Below are 22,346 nucleotides of genomic sequence, written 5' to 3'. Positions count from 1 at the left end.
TGCCCGGATGCAGCGTGTACGTGCCCGGGTCCGCGGCGTGCCTGCCCGGTTCGCGTGAGGTGGGTGCCGCGTCCGGCGTGAGGCTCTAGCGTCGACGTGCACAGCGGGCCCCACCGCACCCGCCGCACACCCGCCCGCTCGAAAGGAAGCACCGTGATCGTCGTCGCCGGAGAGGCACTGATCGACCTCGTCCCACAGGGCGTGCCCACCGACGGCTCACCCGTCACCGAGCTGCCCGCCCTCGCCCCGCGTCTCGGCGGCGGCCCATACAACACGGCGGTGGCGCTCGGCCGCCTCGGCTCGTCCGTGGCGTTCTGCTCGCGGGTGTCGCGGGACGCCTTCGGGGAGGCCCTGCTCGGCGGCCTGCGGGCGGCCGGGGTGGACGTGTCTCCGGTGCAGCGGGGCGACGAGCCGACGACGCTCGCCGTGGCCTCGATCGGCGCCGACGGCTCCGCCGGGTACTCGTTCTACGTCGAGGGCACCGCCGACCGGCTCTTCGCGGTGCCCGAGGCACTGCCGACCGGCACGCGCGCGGTGTCGTTCGGCACCTGCTCGCTGGTGCTCGAACCGGGCGCCACCGCGTACGAGGACATGATGCGCTGGGCCGCCGCGCAGGGCGTGTGCACGGCGCTCGACCCGAACATCCGGGCTGGCCTGATCCCCGACGCGGACGCCTACCGGGCCCGTTTCAAGAGCTGGCTCGCGTCGACGACGCTGCTGAAGCTCTCCGAGGAGGACGCCGAGTGGCTGGGCGGCGCCCCGCAGGAGTGGCTGGCCGCGGGGCCCGCCGCCGTGGTGATCACGCGCGGCGGGGAGGGGCTCACCGCGCTCACGCGGGACGGGGGCGAGTACTCGGTGCCGGGCGAGCGGGTCGACGTCGTGGACACGATCGGTGCCGGTGACACCGTCAACGCGGCGCTGCTGCACGGGCTTTCGCGCCAGGACGCCCTCTCCCCCGCCGGGATCGCCGGGCTCGGCGGCGACGACTGGTCCCGACTGCTGCGGTTCGCCGCACGGGCGGCGGCGGTCACCTGCTCCCGGGCGGGCGCGGAGCCTCCGTACGCGACCGAGCTGGTGGATCCGGCCTGGTGAGGACCGGGGCCGGCTGAGTACTGAACGCGCGGCGCCCCGTGGGGAGTTCCCACGGGGCGCCGTCGCTCGTCCTCCGGCGAGGCCGGGCCTCTGTCAGGCCTTGCGGGCCTTCCCGGTCGCCTTCTTGGCGGCGGGCTTCTTCGCCGCGGCCTTGGTGGACTTGGCCGCCGTCGCCGTCTTCGCCGTCGCCTTCTTCGCGGCCGGCTTGGCGGCGGCCGCCTTCGCCGTGGCCGTCTTCTTGGCCGGGGCCTTCGTCGCCGCCACGGTCTTCTTCGCCGCCTTACGGGGACGCGCCGCGGGCACGGCCGCGTCGCTGACCCGGTCGGCACCGAGGACGTCGCGCAGGAACTTGCCGGTGTGGCTCGTCGGGACGGCCGCGACCTCCTCCGGAGTGCCCTCCGCGACGACGAGACCACCACCGCTGCCACCCTCGGGACCCATGTCGACGATCCAGTCGGCGGTCTTGATCACGTCGAGGTTGTGCTCGATGACGATGACCGTGTTGCCCTTGTCGACGAGGCCCGAGAGCACCGTGATGAGCTTGCTGATGTCCTCGAAGTGCAGACCGGTCGTCGGCTCGTCGAGCACGTACACCGTGCGCCCCGTGGAACGCTTCTGCAGCTCACTGGCGAGCTTCACACGCTGCGCCTCACCACCGGAGAGCGTCGGCGCGGGCTGCCCGAGCCGGACGTAGCCGAGGCCCACGTCGTTGAGCGTCCTGAGGTGGCGGGCGATCGCCGGGACGGCCTCGAAGAAGCTCAGCGCCTCCTCGATCGGCATGTCCAGGACCTCGGAGATGGACTTGCCCTTGTAGTGGACCTCAAGGGTCTCCCGGTTGTAGCGCGCACCGTGGCAGACCTCGCACGGGACGTACACGTCCGGCAGGAAGTTCATCTCGATCTTGATGGTGCCGTCACCGGAGCAGTTCTCGCAGCGGCCGCCCTTGACGTTGAAGGAGAAGCGCCCCGGCAGGTAGCCGCGGACCTTCGCCTCCGTCGTCTCGGCGAACAGCTTGCGGACGTTGTCGAAGACTCCGGTGTACGTCGCCGGGTTCGACCGCGGGGTGCGGCCGATGGGCGACTGGTCGACGTGCACGACCTTGTCCACGAGGTCGTCGCCGTCCACGCGCGTGTGCCGGCCGGGAACGGAACGCGCCCCGTTCAACTCCCTTGCCAGGTGCGTGTACAGGATGTCGTTCACCAGCGTCGACTTGCCGGAGCCCGATACGCCGGTGACGGCCGTGAGGACGCCCAGCGGGAACGACACGTCGATGTCGCGGAGGTTGTTCTCCTTGGCGCCGTGCACGGTGAGGCGGCGTCCCGGGTCCACGGGCCGCCGGATGTCGGGCATCGCGATGGCCTTCTTGCCCGCCAGGTACTGGCCGGTCATCGACTCGGGGTTCGCCAGCAGCTCCTTCAACGGACCGCTGTGCACGACCTTGCCGCCGTGCTCGCCCGCGCCGGGGCCGATGTCGACGATCCAGTCGGCGACCTTGATCGTGTCCTCGTCGTGCTCGACCACGATGAGCGTGTTGCCCATGTCGCGGAGCCGGACGAGCGTCTCGATGAGTCGGTGGTTGTCGCGCTGGTGCAGGCCGATGGACGGCTCGTCGAGCACGTACAGGACGCCGACGAGGCCGGAGCCGATCTGCGTGGCGAGCCGGATGCGCTGGGCCTCGCCGCCGGAGAGGGTGCCCGCCGCGCGGTTGAGCGACAGATAGTCGAGGCCGACGTCGACGAGGAAGCGCAGCCGCTCGTTGACCTCCTTCAGGACGCGCTCGGCGATCTTCTTGTCGCGCGCGTTCAGCTTCAACTCGCTCAGAAAGTCGGCGCAGTCGCTGATGGACATGGCCGAGACCTCGGCGATCGACTTCCCCATGACCGTGACGGCCAGGATCAGCGGCTTCAGTCGCGTGCCCTCACAGGTCGGGCAGGGCACCTCGCGCATGTAGCCCTCGAAGCGCTCACGGCTCGCGTCCGACTCGGCCTCGCTGTGCCGGCGCTTCACGAACGGGACGGCGCCCTCGAAGGGCGTCGTGTACCGGCGCTCGCGCCCGTACCGGTTGCGGTAGCGGACCTCGATCTGCGTCTTGTGGCCGTTCAGGAGGGCCTTCTTGGCGCGCTGCGGGAGGCCGGCGAAGGGGATGTCCGTACGGAAGCCGAGCGCGTCCGCGAGGGCGCCGATGAGGCGGCCGAAGTAGTCCTTCGTGTGCCCGTGCGACCACGGGTGGATGGCGCCCTCGTCGAGCGACTTGTCCTCGTCGGGGACGATCAGCTCGGGGTCGACCTCCATGCGCGTACCGATGCCGGTGCAGTCGGGGCAGGCGCCGAACGGCGAGTTGAAGGAGAAGGAGCGCGGCTCCAGCTCCTCGAAGGACAGGTCGTCGTACGTGCAGTACAGGTGCTCCGAGTACATGCGCTCGCGCTCCGGGTCGTCCTCGGGGAGGTCGACGAAGTCGAGCACGACCATGCCGCCGGAGAGGCCGAGCGCGGTCTCCACGGAGTCGGTCAGACGGCGCTTGGCGGAGCTCTTCACGGTGAGGCGGTCGACGACCACCTCGATCGTGTGCTTCTCCTGCTTCTTCAGCGTCGGCGGCTCGGACAGCTGGATCGTCTGCCCGTCCACGCGCGCGCGGGAGTAGCCCTTGGTCTGCAGGTCGCTGAAGAGGTCGACGAACTCGCCCTTGCGCTCGCGCACGAGCGGCGACAGGACCTGGAAGCGGCTGCCCTCGGGCAGCTCGAGGACCTTGTCGACGATGGCCTGCGGCGACTGGCGGGCGATGGGCCGGCCGCACTCCGGGCAGTGCGGCTTGCCGACGCGCGCGAAGAGCAGACGCAGGTAGTCGTAGACCTCGGTGATGGTGCCGACCGTGGAGCGCGGGTTGCGCGACGTGGACTTCTGGTCGATCGAGACGGCCGGGGAGAGGCCCTCGATGAAGTCGACGTCCGGCTTGTCCATCTGGCCGAGGAACTGGCGGGCGTACGAGGACAGCGACTCGACGTACCGGCGCTGCCCCTCGGCGAAGATCGTGTCGAACGCGAGGGAGGACTTACCGGAGCCCGACAGACCGGTGAAGACGATGAGGGAGTCGCGCGGGAGGTCGAGCGAGACATTCCGAAGATTGTGCTCGCGCGCGCCACGGACGATGAGACGGTCGGCCACGCCGGTCCGCACCTTTCTGGAGATAAGTGACAGGGGCGGGCCCCCGTCTCTCGAGGTCTGACTCTCGAGGCGCTCACGCCGCGATCGAGGCGGAGCGGCCCTGAGAAGGCTGTCCTTCGAAGACTAGAGGGAGCCACTGACAACGCCGGTCGGATTCCCTGGTTGGTAACAAACCCGGACTACCAAGAATGCCTGACGCCACCCACGACCATATAGCACGTACATTCGATTCACGCGGATCGCAGGCCTTCGTAGGCCACCTTCACCCGAACGTGTGGCAGGGCTATCGTCGGCGCCATGAGTGATCATGTGCGCGACCTGGCGTCAGTACGCGAAGCGACCGACCGGCTGCTCGCCGCGGTCGGCACCCTGGACAACGCCGCCGTGGCCGAGCCGTCACGGCTTCCGGGGTGGAGCCGCGGGCACGTTCTCGCCCACCTCGCCCGCAACGCGGACGCGCTCGTCAACGTCCTCGAGGGCCGCCCCATGTACGAGAGCGCCCGGTCCCGCGACGCCGACATCGACCGGGACGCCCCGCGCGGCCTGCGCGAGCAGCTCGGCGACGTACAGGACAGCGCCGAGCGCTTCCAGCGGCTGGGAGCCGAGGACGCCGACTGGGCCCGCACGGTGGAGCTGCGCAACGGTGTGAAGGATCTCGCGTCGAACGTGCCGTTCCGGCGCTGGATCGAGGTCGAGCTGCACCACGTGGACCTCGGGATCGGATACGAGCTGGAGGATCTCTCCGCCGAATTCACCCAGCGGGAGATCAACTTCCTCGCGAAGCGGTTCCGCGACCACCCCGGCCTGCCACCCCTGCTGATCAAGCAGGACGACGGCCGGATGATCTCCACGGGAGCCGTGCAGGCGCTCACCGTTGAGGAGATCAAGGCCGACGCCCCCGTCCCTCTCGGCATCGTCATCCAAGGCCGCCAGGCGGACCTGCTTGGCTGGCTCGCGGGCCGCAGGGACGGCGGCGCCCTCACCGTCGACCGGGGCTCCCTGCCGTCCCTGCCCCCGCTATAGGCTGAATCCATGACGTACAGCGGAGCGGTGAAGGTCGGCGGCCCGGCGGATGTGCACGAGTTGCAGGACCTGATGATCTCCAAGGTCGCGGTCGGGCCGATGGACAACAACGCCTACTTGTTGCGCTGCCGCGCGACCGATCAGCAGCTCCTGATCGACGCGGCCAACGAGCCGGAGACGCTGCGGCACCTCATCGGTGAGGACAGCATCGCGGCCGTCGTCACCACCCACCGGCACGGCGACCACTGGCAGGCCCTCCAGGAGGTCGTGGAGGCGACCGGCGCGCGCACGTACGCGGGGCGCGAGGACGTCGAGGGGATCCCGGTGGCGACGGACGTCGCCGTCGACGACGGGGACACGATCGAGTTCGGCCGGATCACGCTCACGGCCCGCCACCTGGTCGGTCACACGCCCGGTTCGATCGCCCTGGTCTACGACGATCCGCACGGCCACCCGCACGTCTTCACCGGTGACTGCCTGTTCCCGGGCGGTGTGGGCAACACGTGGAAGGACCCCAAGGCCTTCGCGAGCCTCATCGACGACGTGGAGACGAAGATCTTCGGCACGCTGCCGGACGAGACGTGGGTCTACCCCGGGCACGGGAACGACACGTCGCTGGGCGCCGAACGACCCCACATCCAGGAGTGGCGCGAGCGGGGCTGGTGACCTGTAGGCGGGCCGTTTCGCCGCGGCCCGCCCTGTAGGCGGCGTTTTACGCCTGCGCCGTCCCCGGCGCGGCGAGCGCCGCCACCCGCTCGATGCCGAACGCGTATCCCTGCACGCCGCATCCGGCGATCACGCCGTCAGCGCGCAGCGACACGTAGGAGTGGTGCCGGAACTCCTCGCGCTGGTGGATGTTGGAGATGTGGACCTCGATCACCGGCATGCCGTCACAGGTGTTGAGCGCGTCCAGGATCGCCACTGAGGTGTGCGAGTAGGCGGCGGGGTTGATGACGACGCCGACGTGGTTCTCGCGCGCTTCATGGATCCAGTCGACGAGCTCGCCCTCGTGGTTGGACTGCCGGAAGTCCACGGTGGCGCCGTGCGCGGCGGCCGCCTTCACGCACAGGGCCTCGACGTCGGCGAGGGTGTCGCGGCCGTAGATCTCCGGCTGGCGCTTGCCGAGCAGGTTCAGGTTCGGGCCGTTGAGAACCATGATCGGGGCGTTGGCGAGCGTGCGCGGCACGAGGGACCTCCGTAGAAGAGCGTTTGCTCCTTGAGGGTCTATCACGGCGCCACTACCGCCCGAAGGGCGGTGGGTACAGGGCGGTCAGGGCGTGACGGCGAGCTCGATGTACGCGGCGAGGATCACCAGATGGACGCCGCCCTGAAGCGGTGTGGCTCGGCCCGGAACGATGGTGAGGGTCGCGACCACCATGGTCAGCGCGAGCAGCACCATGTGGGTGGCGCCGAGCCCGAGGACGAGCGGCCCTGTCAGCCAGTACGAGGCGATGGCGACGGCCGGCACCGTGAGGCCGATGCTGGCCATGGACGAGCCGAGCGCGAGGTTGAGGCTGGTCTGCACGCGGTCCCTGCGGGCCGCGCGGAGCGCCGCGATGGTCTCGGGCAGCAGCACGAGCAGCGCGATGATCACGCCGACCACCGCCTGCGGCATGCCGGCCGCCTCCACCCCCTGCTCGATCGTCTTCGAGACGCCCTTGGTGAGCCCGACGACGGCGACCAGGGCGAGCCCGAGCAGACCGAGGCTGAACAGGGCGGTCCGGGTGCTCGGCACCTCGGCGTGGTCGTCGGCGTCGATCACCTCGCCGTGCTTGGTGATCGGCAGGAAGTAGTCGCGGTGCCGCACGGTCTGCGTCGCGACGAAGAGCCCGTACAGGACGAGCGCGGCGACGGCCGAGAAGACCAGCTGCGAGGTGGAGAACTCGGGGCCGAGCTTGCTGGTGGTGAAGGTCGGCAGGACCAGGCAGAGCGTCGCGAGCGTGGCCACGGTGGCCAGCGCTCCCCCGGTGCCCTCGGACTGGAAGATCGCCACGCGGTGCCGCAGCGCGGCCGCGAGCAGGCTGACGCCGACGATGCCGTTGCAGGTGATCATGACGGCGGCGAACACGGTGTCGCGGGCGAGCGTGGAGCTCTTGGCCCCGCCGTCGGCCATCAAGGTGACGATCAGCGCCACCTCGATGATCGTCACGGCCACCGCGAGCACGAGCGAACCGAAGGGTTCACCGACCCGGTGGGCGACGACCTCCGCGTGGTGCACGGCAGCGAGCACGGAGGCCGCGAGGACCACCGCGACGACGGCGACCACGGCCCCCGGCAGGTCGCGCCCCCAGGTGAACGCGAGCAGCACGATCGCGATCAGTGGCACCACCACGGTCCACTGCGTACTCAGCGCCCGCACTCTGGTGATCATTCATCGATGGTGCCGGTGGCGCGGCGGGGGCGCGACTCCGGCGGGGCGGCGGCGGACGGGCCCAGGGCCCCGGAAGCGTAGGTCACTTGAGTTCGCGGATGTCCTTGAGGTCGCAGTTGATGAAGGCCGGCGGGCGGGTGCACAGGGCCGAGAGGCGCTGGTTGAGCTCGGCCACCTCGGGGCGTTCGTTGCTGCGCATCGCATCCTCGTAGGACTCGAACTCGATGACCGCGAGATAGCGGCCCGTGGTGTCCCGGTCCTTGAGCATCATGCGGTGCGTGGGGCCGCCCGATACGCCCTTCATCTGCTGCTCGAACGCATCGAGCAGCTCCCGCATCTCGCCGAACCGCTGGGACTCGAAGTCGATGATCTGGACGAACTTCATGGGGGCCTCCCCCGTCGTGCCCTCGCGCCCCTGCGGGACGCGCTCACCACACAACGAAGCACCGGGAGGGGCACGCGGCAATCGGCCGCACACCGCTCCCGGTGCTGGTAATTCCTACGCTCGACGCCGTCAGGCCTCGATGCTGTCCTTCTGAGCCGCCTCGGCCGCTTCCCTCTCGGCCTGCTTCTTCGAGGCGATGAGGCTGGTGATCGTCGTGATGATCAGCACGCCACAGATGACGGAGAGCGAGACCGGGATGGAGATCTCCGGTACGTGCACCCCGGACTCGTGCAGCGCGTGCAGGACCAGCTTCACGCCGATGAAGGCGAGGATCACCGACAGGCCGTAGCTGAGGTGGACCAGCTTCCTGAGCAGACCACCGATGAGGAAGTACAGCTGGCGCAGGCCCATCAGCGCGAACGCGTTGGCGGTGAAGACGATGTACGGGTCCTGGGTCAGGCCGAAGATCGCCGGGATCGAGTCCATCGCGAACAGCACGTCGGTCATACCGATGGCGAGCATGACGACCAGGAGCGGCGTCATGACCTTCTTGCCGTGCTGCTGGATGAAGAGCTTCGTGCCGTGGTACTGGTCCGCGACACCGAACTTCTTCTCGATCGACTTCAGGAGGCGGTTCTCCTCGAACTCCTCCTCTTCCTCGTCCGCCATGGCCTCCTTGATGAGCTTCCAGGCGGTGTAGATGAGGAAGGCACCGAAGATGTAGAAGACCCACGAGAAGTTGGCGATGACCGCCGCGCCCGCCGCGATGAAGATCGCTCGCAGGATCAGCGCGATCAGCACACCGAACAGCAGCACACGCTGCTGCAGCTGGGTGGGCACCGAGAACTTCGCCATGATCAGGATGAAGACGAAGAGGTTGTCGACACTGAGCGACTTCTCCGTGATGAAGCCCGCGAAGAACTCACCGCCGGCCTGGCTGCTCCCCCAGATCATCACGCCGACGCCGAAGAGCGCGGCGAGCACGATCCAGACGACGGTCCAGATGCCCGCTTCCTTGATCGATACGTCGTGGGGCTTTCGCCCGATGAAGAAGTCGACCGCAATGAGGGCGCACAGACCGAGAACGGTCAGCACCCACACAGTCATTGATACGTCCACTACTGCGCCTCCGGCGTCGTACGGCTACTGATCAGCGTCGTCGCTGCCGGAGGTCTCTTCCACCCGAGCGCCTTGGCGCGTCTCGGGCCGGCGCCCCGGGATCGACCGCCTTCTGGCCTGTCTTCCGTACTGACGGGAACGCCGCGTTGGAGTACTCCCCTCCGCGTCAAGGAGCGTACTAGAAACACCCATGAAAGGTAAAGGGAAAGGTAAAGCAGTCACCAAGTTCGCAGGTCAGAGGCCCCTCTTCCGACGGGCTTTCGTCACCTCCGCGAGCACCTGACGCAGGATTCCGCTGCCCGGCGGGACCGTCGACGGCTCGTACGTCCATGCGTGGCCCACCCACGGGTCGGCGAGGTGTTCGTCGGGCACGGGCGTCAGGCGCAGCAGCGCCCGCCACAGCGGGTCGAGCAGCGGTCCGTACTCGGCGGCGTCCTCCCGGTCGGCCACGAGCATCAGGTGCACGCCGACCGGCGGCCCCTCGTCCGCGAGGTAGCGCAGCCGGTTGATGGCCCGGTCGTCGAAACCGTGCGGGAAGTCGTGCACGACCAGGAGCTGCTCGGCGACGTCCAGGTCCGGTGGCAGCGCGTCGGCCGCGCCCGCCCGGACCGCCATCTGTACGAGATCCACGCGCTCGGTCAGCCGGGTCAGCGTGTCCGCGACGCCCGCCGCTCCCCTGGCCGGCGGCCCGGCGAGCACGCCCGCGTCCACGAGCGGGGCCAGCGCGCCCGCAGCGGTGCCCGCCGGATCGATGACGTGCACGCTGAACTCGCCCGCCGGATGGGCCGCGAGCAGCCGGGCCGCATGGAGGACGGCGATGTGGGCGGCACGCGCGCGTAGTGCGTCGGCGTCGGCGAGGCCGTCGGCGGCGGACGGCCCCGCGTCGATCCACAGTCCGCGCTCCAGCGGCAGCCGTACGAGCATCGGGATGCGCAGCCCGACACTCTCGCTCTCGGGCAGGCTCAGCTCCCCTAGACGGACGGCCATGGGGGTCTCGGCGGGGCTGCGGTAGGCGTGCCAGCAGGGGCTGTCCCAGCCCGCGTACGCCGCCGGGAGCGCGGGCCCGACGGCCTCGCCCTCGGCGGCGAGCTGCGCCAGGTCCCGGTCGAGTGCTTCCCTGGCCCGGTCGACCAGGGCGCGGTGCCTGACGCGGGCGGCGTCGCGCGCGGCGTCGCCCTGGCCGTCGAGACGGCCGCGTGGATCGGCGGAGTCGGCGAGGAGCCCGTCGAGCTCGCGCTCCATGCGGGAGTCCGCGAAGTCGACGGCGCTGCGGTACGCGGCCGTGGTGCGGGCCAGATCCTCGAACATGCCCCACACCTGGTTGTAGAGCCGCTCTTCCAGGGACCAGCCCGCCGCGTCCCCGGCGACCGGCGTCGCGGGCTGCGGCGCCGGTACGGGCGGTACGGGTTCCTGGCGACCGGGGTGCGTGTAGTCGATGGGGCCGCCACCGGGCGCCGCTGCGGGCGCGGGGGCGGCCGGGGGCAGGGCGCCCGACGCGTGGCCCGCGGTGGCCGCCGCGCGGACGTGGGGCCCGCTCGCGTGGGCTCCGTCCACGGTCTCCGAGGTACGCGGCGGGGGCGCCACCGCGCGGTCGCGGCCACGGGCGACGGCGTCATGGATGGAGCCGGCGAGGGCCTGCGCGTCCGGCAGGCCCTGGTCGGCGAGGAGCCCGGCGAGGCCCTCGGCATAGCCCTGGCCCACGGCGCGCACCTTCCAGGCGCTGTGCCTGCGGTAGAGCTCCAGGGCGACGACGGCCGACTCCGTGTCGAGGTCGGTGATCGTGTAGCTGGCCTCCTCCGCGCCGTCCGGCCCCCTGACGGCGATGAACGGGGCCGCCGCGGCGCCGAACCGTGCCGGACCTCCGTCGCTCACGGGCAGCGCGAGCAGCACGGTGACGCGGTGCACGTCCTGCGGCATCGCGTCCAGGTCGACGGCCAGGCGGTGGTCGGCCGCTGCCTGGCGCGGGACTTCGAGGCCCGGCAGCGCGGGCGCGCCGGGGTGGGCGATCCGGTCCGCGCCGCGCACGGCGCCCCGGTCGTCGGCGAGCGTGGCGCCCGCGACGACCGGGTGGCCGGCCGACACCCGGATCTCCAGACGGGTCTGGGTGAGGAGGTGGTTCTGGCCCCTCACCAGTTCGGCGGCCATCGTGGGTCCGCTACAGGCTGGGCAGGATCGCGGGCATCAGGTCCTGGAACGTACGGCCGTTGGCCGCCTCGCCCAGGGCCGTCATCTTCCAGCCGGAGCCCGCACGGTGCACCTTCGCCATGATCTGCGCCGTGTACTTGCCGCCGCCGTCGAGCGTGTAGCGGGCGAGCTCCTGCCCGTTCGTCTCGTCGACCAGGCGGCAGAACGCGTTCTGCACCTCCTGGAAGGTCTGCCCCGTGAAGGAGTTGACCGTGAAGATGATCTGGTCGACATGGACCGGGACGCGCTCCAGGTCGACGACGATCGACTCGTCGTCGCCGCCCTGTCCCGCGCCGCCGACCAGGTTGTCGCCGGTGTGCCGCACCGAGCCGTCGTCGCTGACGAGGTGGCGGAAGAAGACCACGTCGACAGGCTGCTTGTCGGCGAAGAGAACCGCTGACGCGTCGAGGTCGATCTCGCGCGTGCGGGTGCCGAACAGGCCTCGCCGAGGGGCCGCCTGCCAGCCGAGTCCCATCCGTACCGCGGTGAGGGTTCCCCCGCCCTGCTTCTCCAGGCTGATGGCCTGACCCTTGGTCAAGTCGATGCCCACGCGTGTCCCCTCTCGAACCGTCCCCTGTTGCCGCGCCATGTGCACGGTTGGCCCAAACCCTAGAGGGCGGCACCGACAACGCCGCTACCACGGGCGGGGTTTTGTGGCGGTCCTGCAACACACCCCCGGCACCCCGCCCGTCGTGGCAGGTCAGGCGATGCCTGCCTCCTTCATCTGCCGCAGTTCCTTCTTCATCTCCGACACCTCGTCGCGCAGCCGTGCCGCGACCTCGAACTGCAGGTCCGCGGCGGCGGCCCGCATCCGCTCGGTCATCTCCTCGATCTGCTCGGCCAGCTCGGCCGCGGGACGGTCGGTGGGAACCGTCTCGTCCGCCTTGCCGCGCTTCTTCTTGGCCGGCGCCTTCTCCGCCTTGCCGGCCGCGGGAACGGGGGCCTTGGCGCCCTTCCCGTCCTTGCCGCCCTTGCGGTAACCGGTGCCGAGCAGGGCCTCCGTGTCGACGTCCTCGCGCGCGATGGACGCCACGATGTCGTTGATCTTCTTACGGAGGGGCTGGGGGTCGATCCCGTTCGCCTCGTTGTACGCGACCTGCTTCTCGCGGCGGCGGTTCGTCTCGTCGATGGCCTTCTCCATCGCCGGAGTGATCTTGTCCGCGTACATGTGGACCTGCCCCGAGACGTTTCGCGCCGCGCGGCCGATCGTCTGGATCAGCGACGTGCCGGAGCGCAGGAAGCCCTCCTTGTCGGCGTCGAGGATCGCGACCAGGGAGACCTCGGGCAGGTCGAGACCCTCACGCAGCAGGTTGATGCCGACCAGCACGTCGTACTCGCCCGCGCGCAGTTCGCGCAGCAGCTCGACGCGGCGCAGCGTGTCGACGTCGCTGTGCAGATAGCGCACCTGGATGCCGAGCTCGATGAAGTAGTCCGTGAGGTCCTCGGCCATCTTCTTGGTGAGCGTGGTGACCAGGACGCGCTCGTCCTTCTCCGTGCGCGTACGGATCTCGTGCACCAGGTCGTCGATCTGGCCCTCGGTGGGCTTCACGACGACTTCCGGGTCGACGAGGCCGGTGGGGCGGATGATCTGCTCGACGTGGCCGTCCGCGCGCGAGAGCTCGTAGTTTCCGGGCGTCGCCGACAGATAGACGGTCTGACCGATGCGCTCCTGGAACTCCTCCCACTTCAGGGGGCGGTTGTCGAGCGCCGACGGCAGGCGGAAGCCGTGGTCCACGAGGGTGCGCTTACGGGAGGCGTCGCCCTCGTACATGGCGCCGATCTGCGGCACGGTGACGTGCGACTCGTCGATCACCAGCAGGAAGTCGTCCGGGAAGTAGTCGAGCAGCGTGTTCGGCGGGGAGCCGGGCTCGCGGCCGTCGAAGTGCATCGAGTAGTTCTCCACGCCGGAGCAGGAGCCGATCTGGCGGAGCATCTCGAGGTCGTACGTGGTGCGCATGCGAAGGCGCTGGGCCTCGAGCATCTTGCCCTGCTTCTCGAGCTCGGCGAGGCGCTCCTCCAGCTCCTTCTCGATGTCGTTGGCCGCGCGCTCCAGGCGCTCGGGGCCGGCCACGTAGTGGGTCGCCGGGAAGATGTACAGCGAGTCGTCGTCGCTGATGACCTCGCCGGTGAGGGGGTGGAGGGTGGAGAGCGATTCGATCTCGTCGCCGAACATCTCGATGCGGACCGCGAGCTCTTCGTAGACGGGGAAGATCTCGATGGTGTCGCCGCGCACCCGGAAGGTGCCGCGCTGGAACGCCACGTCGTTGCGCGTGTACTGGATGTCGACGAAGCGGCGCAGCAGGTCGTCCCGGTCGATCTCCTCGCCGACCTTCAGGGGGACCATGCGGTCCACGTACTCCTGCGGAGTACCGAGGCCGTAGATGCAGGAGACGGAGGCGACCACGACGACGTCCCTGCGGGTCAGCAGCGAGTTCGTCGCGGAGTGGCGCAGGCGCTCCACCTCCTCGTTGATCGAGGAGTCCTTCTCGATGTACGTGTCCGACTGCGGCACGTACGCCTCGGGTTGGTAGTAGTCGTAGTACGAGACGAAGTACTCGACCGCGTTGTTCGGAAGCAGCTCGCGGAACTCGTTGGCCAGCTGGGCGGCCAGCGTCTTGTTCGGCGCCATCACGAGCGTGGGGCGCTGGAGCTTCTCGATCATCCACGCCGTGGTGGCGGACTTGCCGGTACCGGTCGCGCCGAGCAGGACGACGTCCTTCTCGCCTCCGGTCACGCGCTTCTCCAGCTCGGCGATGGCCGCGGGCTGGTCACCGCTGGGCTGGTACGGGCTGACGACCTCGAAGGGTGCCACCGTGCGTTCGATCTTGGATACGGGCCGCATGGAATCAACCGTACGACCCACCACTGACAACCGGGCCCGAACCGCTGTCGGGCCCGGCTTTCAGGGGCTAGAGGTCACCAGTCCTGCGGTGCGCGCGAGGCCGATCGCCCGAGGGGGCGGCGCAGGCGCGAGGCGGCCGGTGCGGGGGTCCCGAGCCGGTCCTTCGCCGCCCGGCTGTCACGCCAGTCGGGGCGACCTGTGACCAGCATCGGGTCGAGGACGACGACCACCCCGGCCAGGAGCAGGAAGCTCAGCGGGCCGATCAGCATGGGGGCGAGGATGGCGGTCGCCGAGTCACCTCCGAGGGACCCGGCGGTATCGGTGTGCGCGTGGACGCTGACCCCCGCCATCGCCATGTAGTGCATTCCCGATACGGCGAGCCCCATGACCATGCTGGCGCCGAGGCTCCACATGATGCCCCGTACCTGGACGGCCGCCCACAGGGCGGCGGTCGAGGCCGCCATGGCGATCACCACAGAGGCTGCCACGGTGAACGTGTTGTAACTGATTGTCCCGTGAAGGCGCATTCCAGCCATTCCCAGGTAGTGCATCGATGCCACTCCGAGGCCCGTGATGGTGCCCCCCGTGAACAGAGCGGTGCCGGTCGCGCCCTTGTAACCCACGATGAAGACGCCGATGCCGACCATCAGGATGGCCAGGCCGAGGCTCGCGAACGTCATCAGCGGGTCGTAGCGGATCGGCATGCCCTCCACGCTGAAGCCCATCATCGCGATGAAGTGCATGGTCCAGATCCCGGAGCCGATCGCGGCGGAGCCCAGCGCGAGCCATCCCACCCGCCAGGTGTTGGCGACGAGCAGGGATCTGGTGGTGCAGCGCAGTCCCAGGGCCCCTCCGAGGCAGGCCATGAGATAAGCCACGACCGGGGTGACGAGCCCGTAACTGAAGCCGTCGACCGAACCCTGCATGCGTGACAGCCCTTCCGCCTGGTTTTCCGTGAGATGTGCAGCTAGTCCCTTCGCGCGCGGCGGCCGGAGCGACCGCGGGTGAGGCAGAGATTAAAGCGCACACGGGAACGTTCGAACGATTTTCCGGCAAAGAAACCGGCCGCACGACACGGGGGTCAACCGCACTTGAGTGACTCCATTCAACTCGTGACCATCCTGCGCCTACTTTTCGTTCGCTCTCAGCTGTCAATCTCGTACAGTCCGTGATCCCACGACGTATGAGGAGCACACGTGCACGCACGCGCAGCAGCCGCTCTGACCTCAGTGGCGGGCTCCGTCGTCATCGGTGTCCTGGTCCTGCCCACCGCCGCACACGCCGCCCCCGCACACAACAGAACCGTGGTCGTCGCCCACCGCGGTGCCTCCGCCTACGCACCCGAGAACACCCTGGCAGCCGTCGACAGTGCGCACGCCCTGGGCATCGACTGGGTCGAGAACGACGTGCAGCGCACCAGGGACGGCGCCCTGGTCGTCCTCCACGACACCACGCTGGCCCGCACCACCAACGTCGAGCAGCTCTATCCCGACCGCTCCCCGTGGAACGTGGCGGACTTCACCTCGAGCGAGATCGCCAAGCTGGACGCGGGCAGCTGGAAGGGCGTCGAGTACACGGGCGCCCGGATCCCGACGCTCCACGAGTACCTGCGTCGCGTGGACCGCAACCACCAGAAGCTGCTCATGGAGGTCAAGTCGCCCGAGCTGTACCCGGGCATCGAGGACCAGATCCTGCACCAGCTGCGCAGGGACGGCTGGCTGGACCCCTGGGACGTCAAGCACCGGCTGATCATCCAGAGCTTCAACGCGGACAGCATGCGGACCGTGCACGCGCGGCGCCCGGACATCAAGACGGGCTTCCTCGGCACACCCGCCGTGTCCGAGCTTCCCGCGTACGCGAAGTTCGCCGACCAGATCAATCCCTCGCACACGACGATCTCGGCGGACTACGTCAAGGCGGTGCACGCGCTCAAGGGCCCGCACGGCAAGCCGCTGGAGTCCTACACCTGGACCGTCAACGACGCGCAGACCGCGCAGAAGGTGGCCGGCTTCGGCGTCGACGGCATCATCAGCAACGCCCCTGACGTGGTGCGGGCGGCCGTCGGCGGCTGATCCGCCGGGCGTTGTCAGTGCCCGGCCGTACCGTGGTCGGCATGAACGCCACTGGACCAAGCGAGACCACTCCTGCCGCGCCGCGGCAGGCCGTGTGGGCCGTCGTGCGCAGCGACATCGGCCCGCTGCTGCTCGCCGCGACGGACGCCGGTCTGGTGAACGTGGTCTTCCACGCCACCGACGCGGTGCGGGACAAGGCACTCGACCGGCTCGGCTCCCGACTCGGGACCGAGCCCGTCGAGGCGCCCGAATCTCCCCTGCTCGCCGAGGCGATACGGCAGTTCGCGGAGTACTTCGCCGGCCGTCGGCGCGAGTTCGACGTGCCGCTCGACTGGTCACTGATCTCCGGGTTCAACCGGGAGGTGCTGCGCGAGCTGTTCTCCGGGGTGCCGTACGGGGCGGTCGTCGGGTACGGGGATCTGGCCCACCGGGTCGGACAGCCCGGAGCCGCGCAGGCCGTGGGCCTCGCGATGGGGTCGAATCCGCTGCCCGTCGTGGTGCCGTGCCACCGGGTCGTGGAGCGCGACGGCGGGATCGGCGGCTTCGGGGGCGGACTCGAGACGAAGCGGAAGTTGCTCGCCCTGGAAGGGGTGTTGCCCGAGCCGTTGTTCTGAGACCTTCCTGGGGCGGGGCGGATGCGCGCAGTCCGCAGGGTTGATCGGGGCGGGGGTGTGCGTTGAGCACGGACGAGGGGCGTCTCGAGCAGCAGAAGGCCGTGGAACCAGGGCCGGGACCGGGGACCGGGCCGCTGCAGCGGCGTACGCAGCGGGTGCTCGTCGCCTCGCAGATACTGGGCGGGCTCGGCACCGCCACCGGCATTTCGCTGGCCGCCGTGCTCGCCAAGAAGGTCAGCGGGGACGAGGCGCTCTCCGGCCTCGCGTCCACGGCGAGCGTCGCGGGGACCGCGGTGCTCTCGGTGCCGTTGGCCGCGCTGATGAACGCGCGCGGGCGGCGGGCCGGACTCGTACTGGCCTATCTGATCGGCACGCTGGGGGCCGTGGTCACCGTCGTCGCCGCGGCGATCGGGAGCTTTCCGCTGCTGCTGATCGGCCTGATGGGATTCGGCGCGGCCTCGTCCGCCAACCTCCAGGCCCGGTACGCGGCGGCCGACCTGGCCGAGCCCGACCGGCGGGCCCGCGCCATCTCGACCGTCGTATGGGCCACCACCATCGGCGCCGTCCTCGGCCCGAACATAGCGGCGCCCGCGGGCCGCAGCGTCTCCGGACTCGGCATACCGGCGGAGGCCGGGCCGTTCGTGTGGGCGGCCGGGGTGTTCCTGATATCGGCGGCCGTGGTGCACGTACTGCTGCGCCCCGACCCGCTGTTGACCGCGCGGTCCCTGGCTCCCGCCGAGGACCAGTCGCCCGCCGCGCGCTCCATACGGGCGGGGTTCGCGGCCGTGTCCGCGTCCCCACGCGCGCGGCTCGCGCTGGTGACGGTGGTGGTGTCGCACACGGCGATGGTGTCCGTCATGTCGATGACCCCGGTGGACCTCGAACACCACGGCGCGGGCATCGAGTTGATCGGACTCGTCATCAGTGGGCACATCGCGGGCATGTACGCGTTCTCGCCCGTGATGGGCCGTCTCGCCGACAAGTTCGGGCGCCTCACGGTGATCGGGCTCGCGGTGGGCCTGCTCGCGTGCGCGGCGCTGCTCGCCGGGACCGCGGGCGGGCACCACGGGCAGAGCGCGGCGGCGCTGTTCCTGCTGGGGCTCGGCTGGTCGGCCGGGCTCGTCGCGGGCTCCGCGCTGCTCACCGACTCCGTGCCGCAGGCCGCGCGGGCCGCCGCGCAGGGACTCTCCGATCTGACCATGAGCCTGTCGGCGGGTATCGGCGGCGCGGCGGCGGGCCTCGTGATGGCGACGGCGAGCTACGCGTGGCTGAACCTGGCCGCGGCGTGCCTGCTGCTCCCGCTCGGGGCGTTGACCCTGTTCACGCGGCGGTCCCAACACCCGTAGCGGGAGCGGAAGTTCGTACGCAGGTCAGCTCAGGGTGATGTGGTACGCCTTGCGCAGCGTCTCGTGCACGGTCCACGTCGTCCGGTCGCCCTCGCGCAGCACGGCGGCCGTGCCGGGGCCGAGCTCCAGGCTCTCGCCGCCCTCGACGGCGACGGTGGCGCGGCCGCTGACGACCACGAACAGCTCGTTCGCCTCGGTGTCGGTGACCACGCCGGGCGTGATCTGCCAGATGCCGCGCAGCTGCTTGCCGTCGGCCGACTCCCACAGCACCTTGCCGGTCACCTCGGGAGTGCCGGAGACGATCTGGGCGGGGTCGAGGGGCTCGGGTTCGAGGTCCACGTCCGGGACACGGACGGCGAAGGAGCCGAGGGCGGTTGCGGGTCGATCGTTCGTGGTCATGGCCAGTCACCGTAGATGACCTGCGCCCCTCCCCTCACTGGACGGCCTGTGCCGTACGGGCCCCGCCGACTGGACGGCTCGTCGAGGCTTCAACAACACCGGCCGGAAGGCTCCTCAGAACGCCGATTCGGTAGCAGACTCCGCCATGCGCACAGCCGGAGCATCCCGCAGAGCGAGTCACGGAGCCGAAGGGACGGCGATCAGGCATGAGCGGAAACAGGGCAGTCGCATATCTCAAGCCGGGAGCGGTGGAGGTCAGGACCATCGAGCACCCGACGCTCGAGCTGAAGGACGGGCCGGGGGTGGCCTCGGCGAACGTCGGCCGGACCTGTCGGCACGGCGTGATCCTCAAGGTGCTCGCCACCAACATCTGCGGCAGCGACCAGCACATGGTGCGCGGCCGCACCACGGCGCCCGAGGGCCTCGTCCTGGGGCACGAGATCACCGGCGAGATCGTGGAGAAGGGCCCGGACGTCGAGTTCCTGGACGTCGGGGACATCGTCTCCGTGCCGTTCAACATCGCCTGCGGGCGGTGCCGCAACTGCAAGGAGCGCAAGACCGGCATCTGCCTGAACGTCAACCCGGCGCGCCCTGGGGCGGCTTACGGCTATGTCGACATGGGCGGCTGGGTCGGCGGCCAGGCCGAGTACGCCATGATCCCCTACGCGGACTTCAACGCGCTGCGCTTCCCCGACGCCGACCAGGCGCGCGAGAAGCTCCTCGACCTCACCATGCTCTCCGACATCTTCCCCACCGGCTTCCACGGCGCGGTGACGGCGGGCACGAAGGTCGGCTCGACGGTGTACGTAGCCGGGGCCGGGCCCGTCGGGCTCGCGGCGGCGGCATCGGCGCAGCTGCTCGGCGCGGCCGTCGTGATCGTCGGGGACCTGAACGCCGAACGGCTCGCGCAGGCACGGAGCTTCGGCTGCGAGACGGTCGACCTCACGCGCGGCACGGTGGAGGAGCAGGTCGCCGAGATCCTCGGCGTCCCCGAGGTGGACGCGGCCGTGGACGCGGTCGGCTTCGAGGCCCGCGCACACGGCCCGGACGCGCCCGAGGCGCCGGCCACGGTCCTCAACTCGCTGATGGGGCTCACGGCGGCCGGTGGCGCGCTCGGCATCCCGGGCCTGTACGTCACCGACGATCCGGGCGGCGTCGACCAGGACGCGCGCACCGGAACGCTGAAGGTGCGGCTCGGCCTCGGCTGGGCGAAGAGCCACCAGCTGACGACCGGGCAGTGTCCGGTGATGCAGTACAACCGGGGCCTGATGATGGCGATCCTGCACGAGCGCGTGCACATCGCGAAGGCCGTCAACGCGACGGTGATCGGCATCGAGGACGCACCGCGGGGCTACGCGGAGTTCGACCAGGGCGCAAGCCGTAAGTACGTACTCGATCCGCACGGCGTGTTGAGCGGCGTACGACCGGTCTGAGGCCGATCGGGGGCCGGCCTTCGGAGCCGGTCCGGGGCCGGTCTTTGGGGCCGGTCGGTCGAGGGAAGTGGGCTCCACGCGCGCGTGGGGCCCACTTTCCGGTTCATGGCGCGTTTGGGGGCGACGCGTGTCCGCCAGGGATGTCAGTGGAGCGGGGGAAGATGTCAGAGGTGGCAGTCAACTGACCGGAGGCGGATGCATGTTGATCGTTTCGGAGGAGGTGCGGGACGCGGTCGGGGCGGGGCGCCCGGTGGTGGCCCTCGAGTCGACGATCATCGCGCACGGGCTGCCGAGGCCGCGCAATCTGCGGGTCGCGCGCGAACTGGAGAAGGTCGTACGCGACGAGGGTGCGGTGCCCGCGACGATCGCGGTGCTCGACGGGCGGCCGCATGTCGGCCTGGACAAGCAGCAGTTGGAGCGGGTGGCGAACGACGACGCGATCCGCAAGCTCAGCCACCGCGATCTCCCGCCGGCGGTGGCGACGGGCGCGAGCGGCGCGACGACCGTCTCGGCGACGGCGCTGCTCGCGGCGCGGGCCGGAGTGCGGGTGTTCGCCACGGGTGGGCTCGGTGGGGTGCACCGGGGGTGGACGCAGACGCAGGACGAGTCGGCGGACCTGGGGCTGCTCGCGCGGACCCGGATCACCGTGGTGTGCGCCGGGGTGAAGTCGATCCTGGACGTGCCCGCGACGTTGCAGCGCCTGGAGACCCTGGGGGTGTCCGTGGCGGGCTATCGGACCGAGCGCTTCCCCGGCTTCTACCTCGCCGACTCGGGCGAGCCGGTGGACTGGACGCTGCGCTCTCCGGGTGAGGTGGCGGCGGTGATGCGGGCCCAGGACGACCTGGCCGCGGGCGATTCGGCGTTGATCCTCGCCAATCCCGTACCGGAGGCGGAGCAGTTGGATCCGGCGTTGCACGCGCGCGTGCTGGAGAGCGGGCTGCGGGAGTGCGAGCGGCAGGGCATCGGCGGGCAGGCCGTGACGCCCTTCTTGCTGGACTACTTGGCGCGGCGGACGAACGGCGCGTCCTTGGAGGCCAACCTGGCGGCCGTACGCGGGAACGTGCGGCTCGCCGCGCGCGTCGCGGTGGCCTGGGCCGCGGTGTGACGGGGGCCGGCGGCGGGGCGTTGCTGGTGGTCGGCGACGTCGTCACGGATGTCGTCGCGCGGCATCCTGGGCCGCTCGCGACGGGTACGGACACGGCGGCCTCGATCCGTACGGTGCCGGGTGGCGCCGGAGCCAATGTGGCGTGCTGGGCGGCGTACCAGGGCTGCCGGGACGTGGTGCTGCTCGGGCGGGTCGGCGTGGATTCCGCGCGGTGGCACGAGGAGGAGCTCGTACGGTGCGGGGTGCGGCCGCGGCTCGTGGTCGACGCGGAGGCGCCGACCGGGGCGGTGATCTGCCTCGTGGACGCGGGTGCCGGGGGTGAGCGGACGTTCTTGGCGGACGGTGGGGCGTCGCGGCGGGCGGGGCCCGAGGACTGGTCGCCGGAGTTGCTCGACGGGGTCGGGCTGCTTCATCTGTCCGGGTACCTGTGCTTCTCCGCCACAGGGCGGGAGTTGGTGTCCGCCGCGGTGGCGGATGCACGCGCGCGTGGTGTGCCGGTGAGTCTGGATCCGGCGTCGACCGGGTTCCTGCGGGAGCTCGGGGTCGAGCGGTTCCTTGCGCTGGTCGACGGGGTGGATGTGTTGGTTCCGAGCCGGGACGAGGCGGTGTTGCTGAGCGGGGAGCCGGGGGCGGAGGACGCGGCGGCGAAGTTGAGCGGGCGGTTTCCCGTGGTGGTGGTGAAGGAGGGGGCGGCGGGGGCGTGTGTGGCGCGGGGCAGGGTGGTCCGCGAGCGGGTGTGCGCCGCGGCCGGGGTGGCGGTGCGCGATTCCACGGGGGCAGGCGACGCTTTCACCGGCTCGCTCCTCGCCGCGCGACTTCGGGGGGCGGGGTGGCGGGAGTCCGTGGATGAGGGGTGCCGGGCCGGGGCGGTGGCGGTGGGGATCGTGGGCGGTAGGCCACCGGGGCGGTGACGGGGCCCCGTGCGGCGGTTGCGCGACGCCGGGGGCTTTGAGCTGCATCGGGGTGGACGCCCACGGTGACGAATTCGCGGGTCCGGGGTTCGACGCTTTGCCGGGGCCGGCGCCTGCCGTTACGGGTACGCGGCACCGGGATGCGACGCTCTGCCGGGGCCGGCGCCTGCCGTTACGGGTACGCGGCACCGGGATTCGACGCTTCGCCGGGGTCGGCGCCTGTGTTGACCGTTGCGCGGCACCGGGCGCCGCCTTGCCCACCCTGCCGCCCCAGGCGGCAGATTGCCC

19 protein-coding genes are annotated in these 22,346 nt (G+C 70.5%); 9 read left to right on the top strand and 10 right to left on the bottom strand.

Features of this window, described 5'->3' with window-relative positions:
- Positions 1 to 153 precede the first annotated feature (153 nt).
- The gene (locus ACYSUO_RS31240; protein WP_461779568.1) at positions 154 to 1,092 is read left to right on the top strand and encodes a carbohydrate kinase family protein; all 939 of its coding nucleotides are present in this window, start codon (positions 154 to 156) and stop codon (positions 1,090 to 1,092) included.
- Between the two features lie 93 nt (positions 1,093 to 1,185).
- Here ACYSUO_RS31240 and uvrA read toward each other — a convergent pair whose 3' ends face one another.
- Positions 1,186 to 4,254 (bottom strand): excinuclease ABC subunit UvrA, encoded by a 3,069-nt coding sequence (uvrA, locus tag ACYSUO_RS31235; RefSeq protein ID WP_461779567.1) that lies wholly within the window; start codon positions 4,252 to 4,254, stop codon positions 1,186 to 1,188.
- A 297-nt stretch (positions 4,255 to 4,551) separates the two neighbouring features.
- Between uvrA and ACYSUO_RS31230 the strand changes: the two genes are divergently transcribed.
- The gene (locus tag ACYSUO_RS31230; protein ID WP_461779566.1) at positions 4,552 to 5,277 is read left to right on the top strand and encodes a maleylpyruvate isomerase family mycothiol-dependent enzyme; all 726 of its coding nucleotides are present in this window, start codon (positions 4,552 to 4,554) and stop codon (positions 5,275 to 5,277) included.
- 9 nt (positions 5,278 to 5,286) lie between these two features.
- Complete coding sequence (locus ACYSUO_RS31225) at positions 5,287 to 5,943, top strand: MBL fold metallo-hydrolase (RefSeq protein ID WP_461779565.1); 657 nt, start codon at positions 5,287 to 5,289, stop codon at positions 5,941 to 5,943.
- Between the two features lie 46 nt (positions 5,944 to 5,989).
- On the opposite strand, the gene aroQ is transcribed toward ACYSUO_RS31225, so the two are convergent.
- From aroQ to ACYSUO_RS31185, 8 genes are all read right to left on the bottom strand, one after another.
- Entirely contained in the window at positions 5,990 to 6,463 is a 474-nt protein-coding gene (aroQ, locus tag ACYSUO_RS31220; RefSeq protein WP_461779564.1) for a type II 3-dehydroquinate dehydratase, read from the bottom strand.
- 84 nt (positions 6,464 to 6,547) lie between these two features.
- A complete protein-coding gene (locus ACYSUO_RS31215) occupies positions 6,548 to 7,648 on the bottom strand; it encodes a calcium:cation antiporter (protein ID WP_461779563.1) in 1,101 nt (366 codons plus the stop codon).
- Between the two features lie 82 nt (positions 7,649 to 7,730).
- Entirely contained in the window at positions 7,731 to 8,033 is a 303-nt protein-coding gene (locus tag ACYSUO_RS31210) for a hypothetical protein (RefSeq protein ID WP_461779562.1), read from the bottom strand.
- Between the two features lie 129 nt (positions 8,034 to 8,162).
- The gene (locus tag ACYSUO_RS31205) at positions 8,163 to 9,152 is read right to left on the bottom strand and encodes a TerC family protein (protein WP_461779561.1); all 990 of its coding nucleotides are present in this window, start codon (positions 9,150 to 9,152) and stop codon (positions 8,163 to 8,165) included.
- 234 nt (positions 9,153 to 9,386) lie between these two features.
- Positions 9,387 to 11,297 (bottom strand): TerD family protein, encoded by a 1,911-nt coding sequence (locus tag ACYSUO_RS31200; protein WP_461779560.1) that lies wholly within the window; start codon positions 11,295 to 11,297, stop codon positions 9,387 to 9,389.
- A gap of 10 nt (positions 11,298 to 11,307) precedes the next feature.
- A complete protein-coding gene (locus tag ACYSUO_RS31195) occupies positions 11,308 to 11,925 on the bottom strand; it encodes a TerD family protein (protein ID WP_461779559.1) in 618 nt (205 codons plus the stop codon).
- Positions 11,926 to 12,036: 111 nt separating this feature from the next.
- The gene (gene uvrB / locus ACYSUO_RS31190) at positions 12,037 to 14,178 is read right to left on the bottom strand and encodes an excinuclease ABC subunit UvrB (RefSeq protein WP_461779558.1); all 2,142 of its coding nucleotides are present in this window, start codon (positions 14,176 to 14,178) and stop codon (positions 12,037 to 12,039) included.
- A 74-nt stretch (positions 14,179 to 14,252) separates the two neighbouring features.
- Entirely contained in the window at positions 14,253 to 15,104 is an 852-nt protein-coding gene (locus ACYSUO_RS31185) for an MHYT domain-containing protein (protein ID WP_461779557.1), read from the bottom strand.
- A 270-nt stretch (positions 15,105 to 15,374) separates the two neighbouring features.
- Between ACYSUO_RS31185 and ACYSUO_RS31180 the strand changes: the two genes are divergently transcribed.
- From ACYSUO_RS31180 to ACYSUO_RS31170, 3 genes are all read left to right on the top strand, one after another.
- On the top strand, positions 15,375 to 16,250 hold the full coding sequence (locus ACYSUO_RS31180; protein ID WP_461779556.1) for a glycerophosphodiester phosphodiesterase: 876 nt from the start codon (positions 15,375 to 15,377) through the stop codon (positions 16,248 to 16,250).
- Between the two features lie 41 nt (positions 16,251 to 16,291).
- Positions 16,292 to 16,864, top strand: a complete 573-nt coding sequence (locus ACYSUO_RS31175) for a methylated-DNA--[protein]-cysteine S-methyltransferase (protein WP_461779555.1) — start codon at positions 16,292 to 16,294, stop codon at positions 16,862 to 16,864.
- Positions 16,865 to 16,965: 101 nt separating this feature from the next.
- Positions 16,966 to 18,210 (top strand): MFS transporter, encoded by a 1,245-nt coding sequence (locus ACYSUO_RS31170; protein ID WP_461779576.1) that lies wholly within the window; start codon positions 16,966 to 16,968, stop codon positions 18,208 to 18,210.
- A gap of 24 nt (positions 18,211 to 18,234) precedes the next feature.
- Here ACYSUO_RS31170 and ACYSUO_RS31165 read toward each other — a convergent pair whose 3' ends face one another.
- Positions 18,235 to 18,609, bottom strand: coding sequence for a cupin domain-containing protein (locus tag ACYSUO_RS31165; protein WP_461779554.1), 375 nt, complete (start codon positions 18,607 to 18,609; stop codon positions 18,235 to 18,237).
- A gap of 206 nt (positions 18,610 to 18,815) precedes the next feature.
- Between ACYSUO_RS31165 and fdhA the strand changes: the two genes are divergently transcribed.
- From fdhA to ACYSUO_RS31150, 3 genes are all read left to right on the top strand, one after another.
- A complete protein-coding gene (gene fdhA, locus ACYSUO_RS31160) occupies positions 18,816 to 20,042 on the top strand; it encodes a formaldehyde dehydrogenase, glutathione-independent (protein WP_461779553.1) in 1,227 nt (408 codons plus the stop codon).
- A gap of 199 nt (positions 20,043 to 20,241) precedes the next feature.
- Positions 20,242 to 21,147, top strand: a complete 906-nt coding sequence (locus ACYSUO_RS31155; protein ID WP_461779552.1) for a pseudouridine-5'-phosphate glycosidase — start codon at positions 20,242 to 20,244, stop codon at positions 21,145 to 21,147.
- Positions 21,144 to 22,058, top strand: a complete 915-nt coding sequence (locus ACYSUO_RS31150) for a carbohydrate kinase family protein (protein WP_461779551.1) — start codon at positions 21,144 to 21,146, stop codon at positions 22,056 to 22,058. The genes ACYSUO_RS31155 and ACYSUO_RS31150 overlap by 4 nt, the downstream gene beginning before the upstream one ends.
- The last annotated feature ends 288 nt before the right edge of the window (positions 22,059 to 22,346 follow it).

Source organism: Streptomyces sp. UC4497, from assembly GCF_054871485.1.
This window is presented reverse-complemented; position numbering and strand designations above follow the sequence as displayed.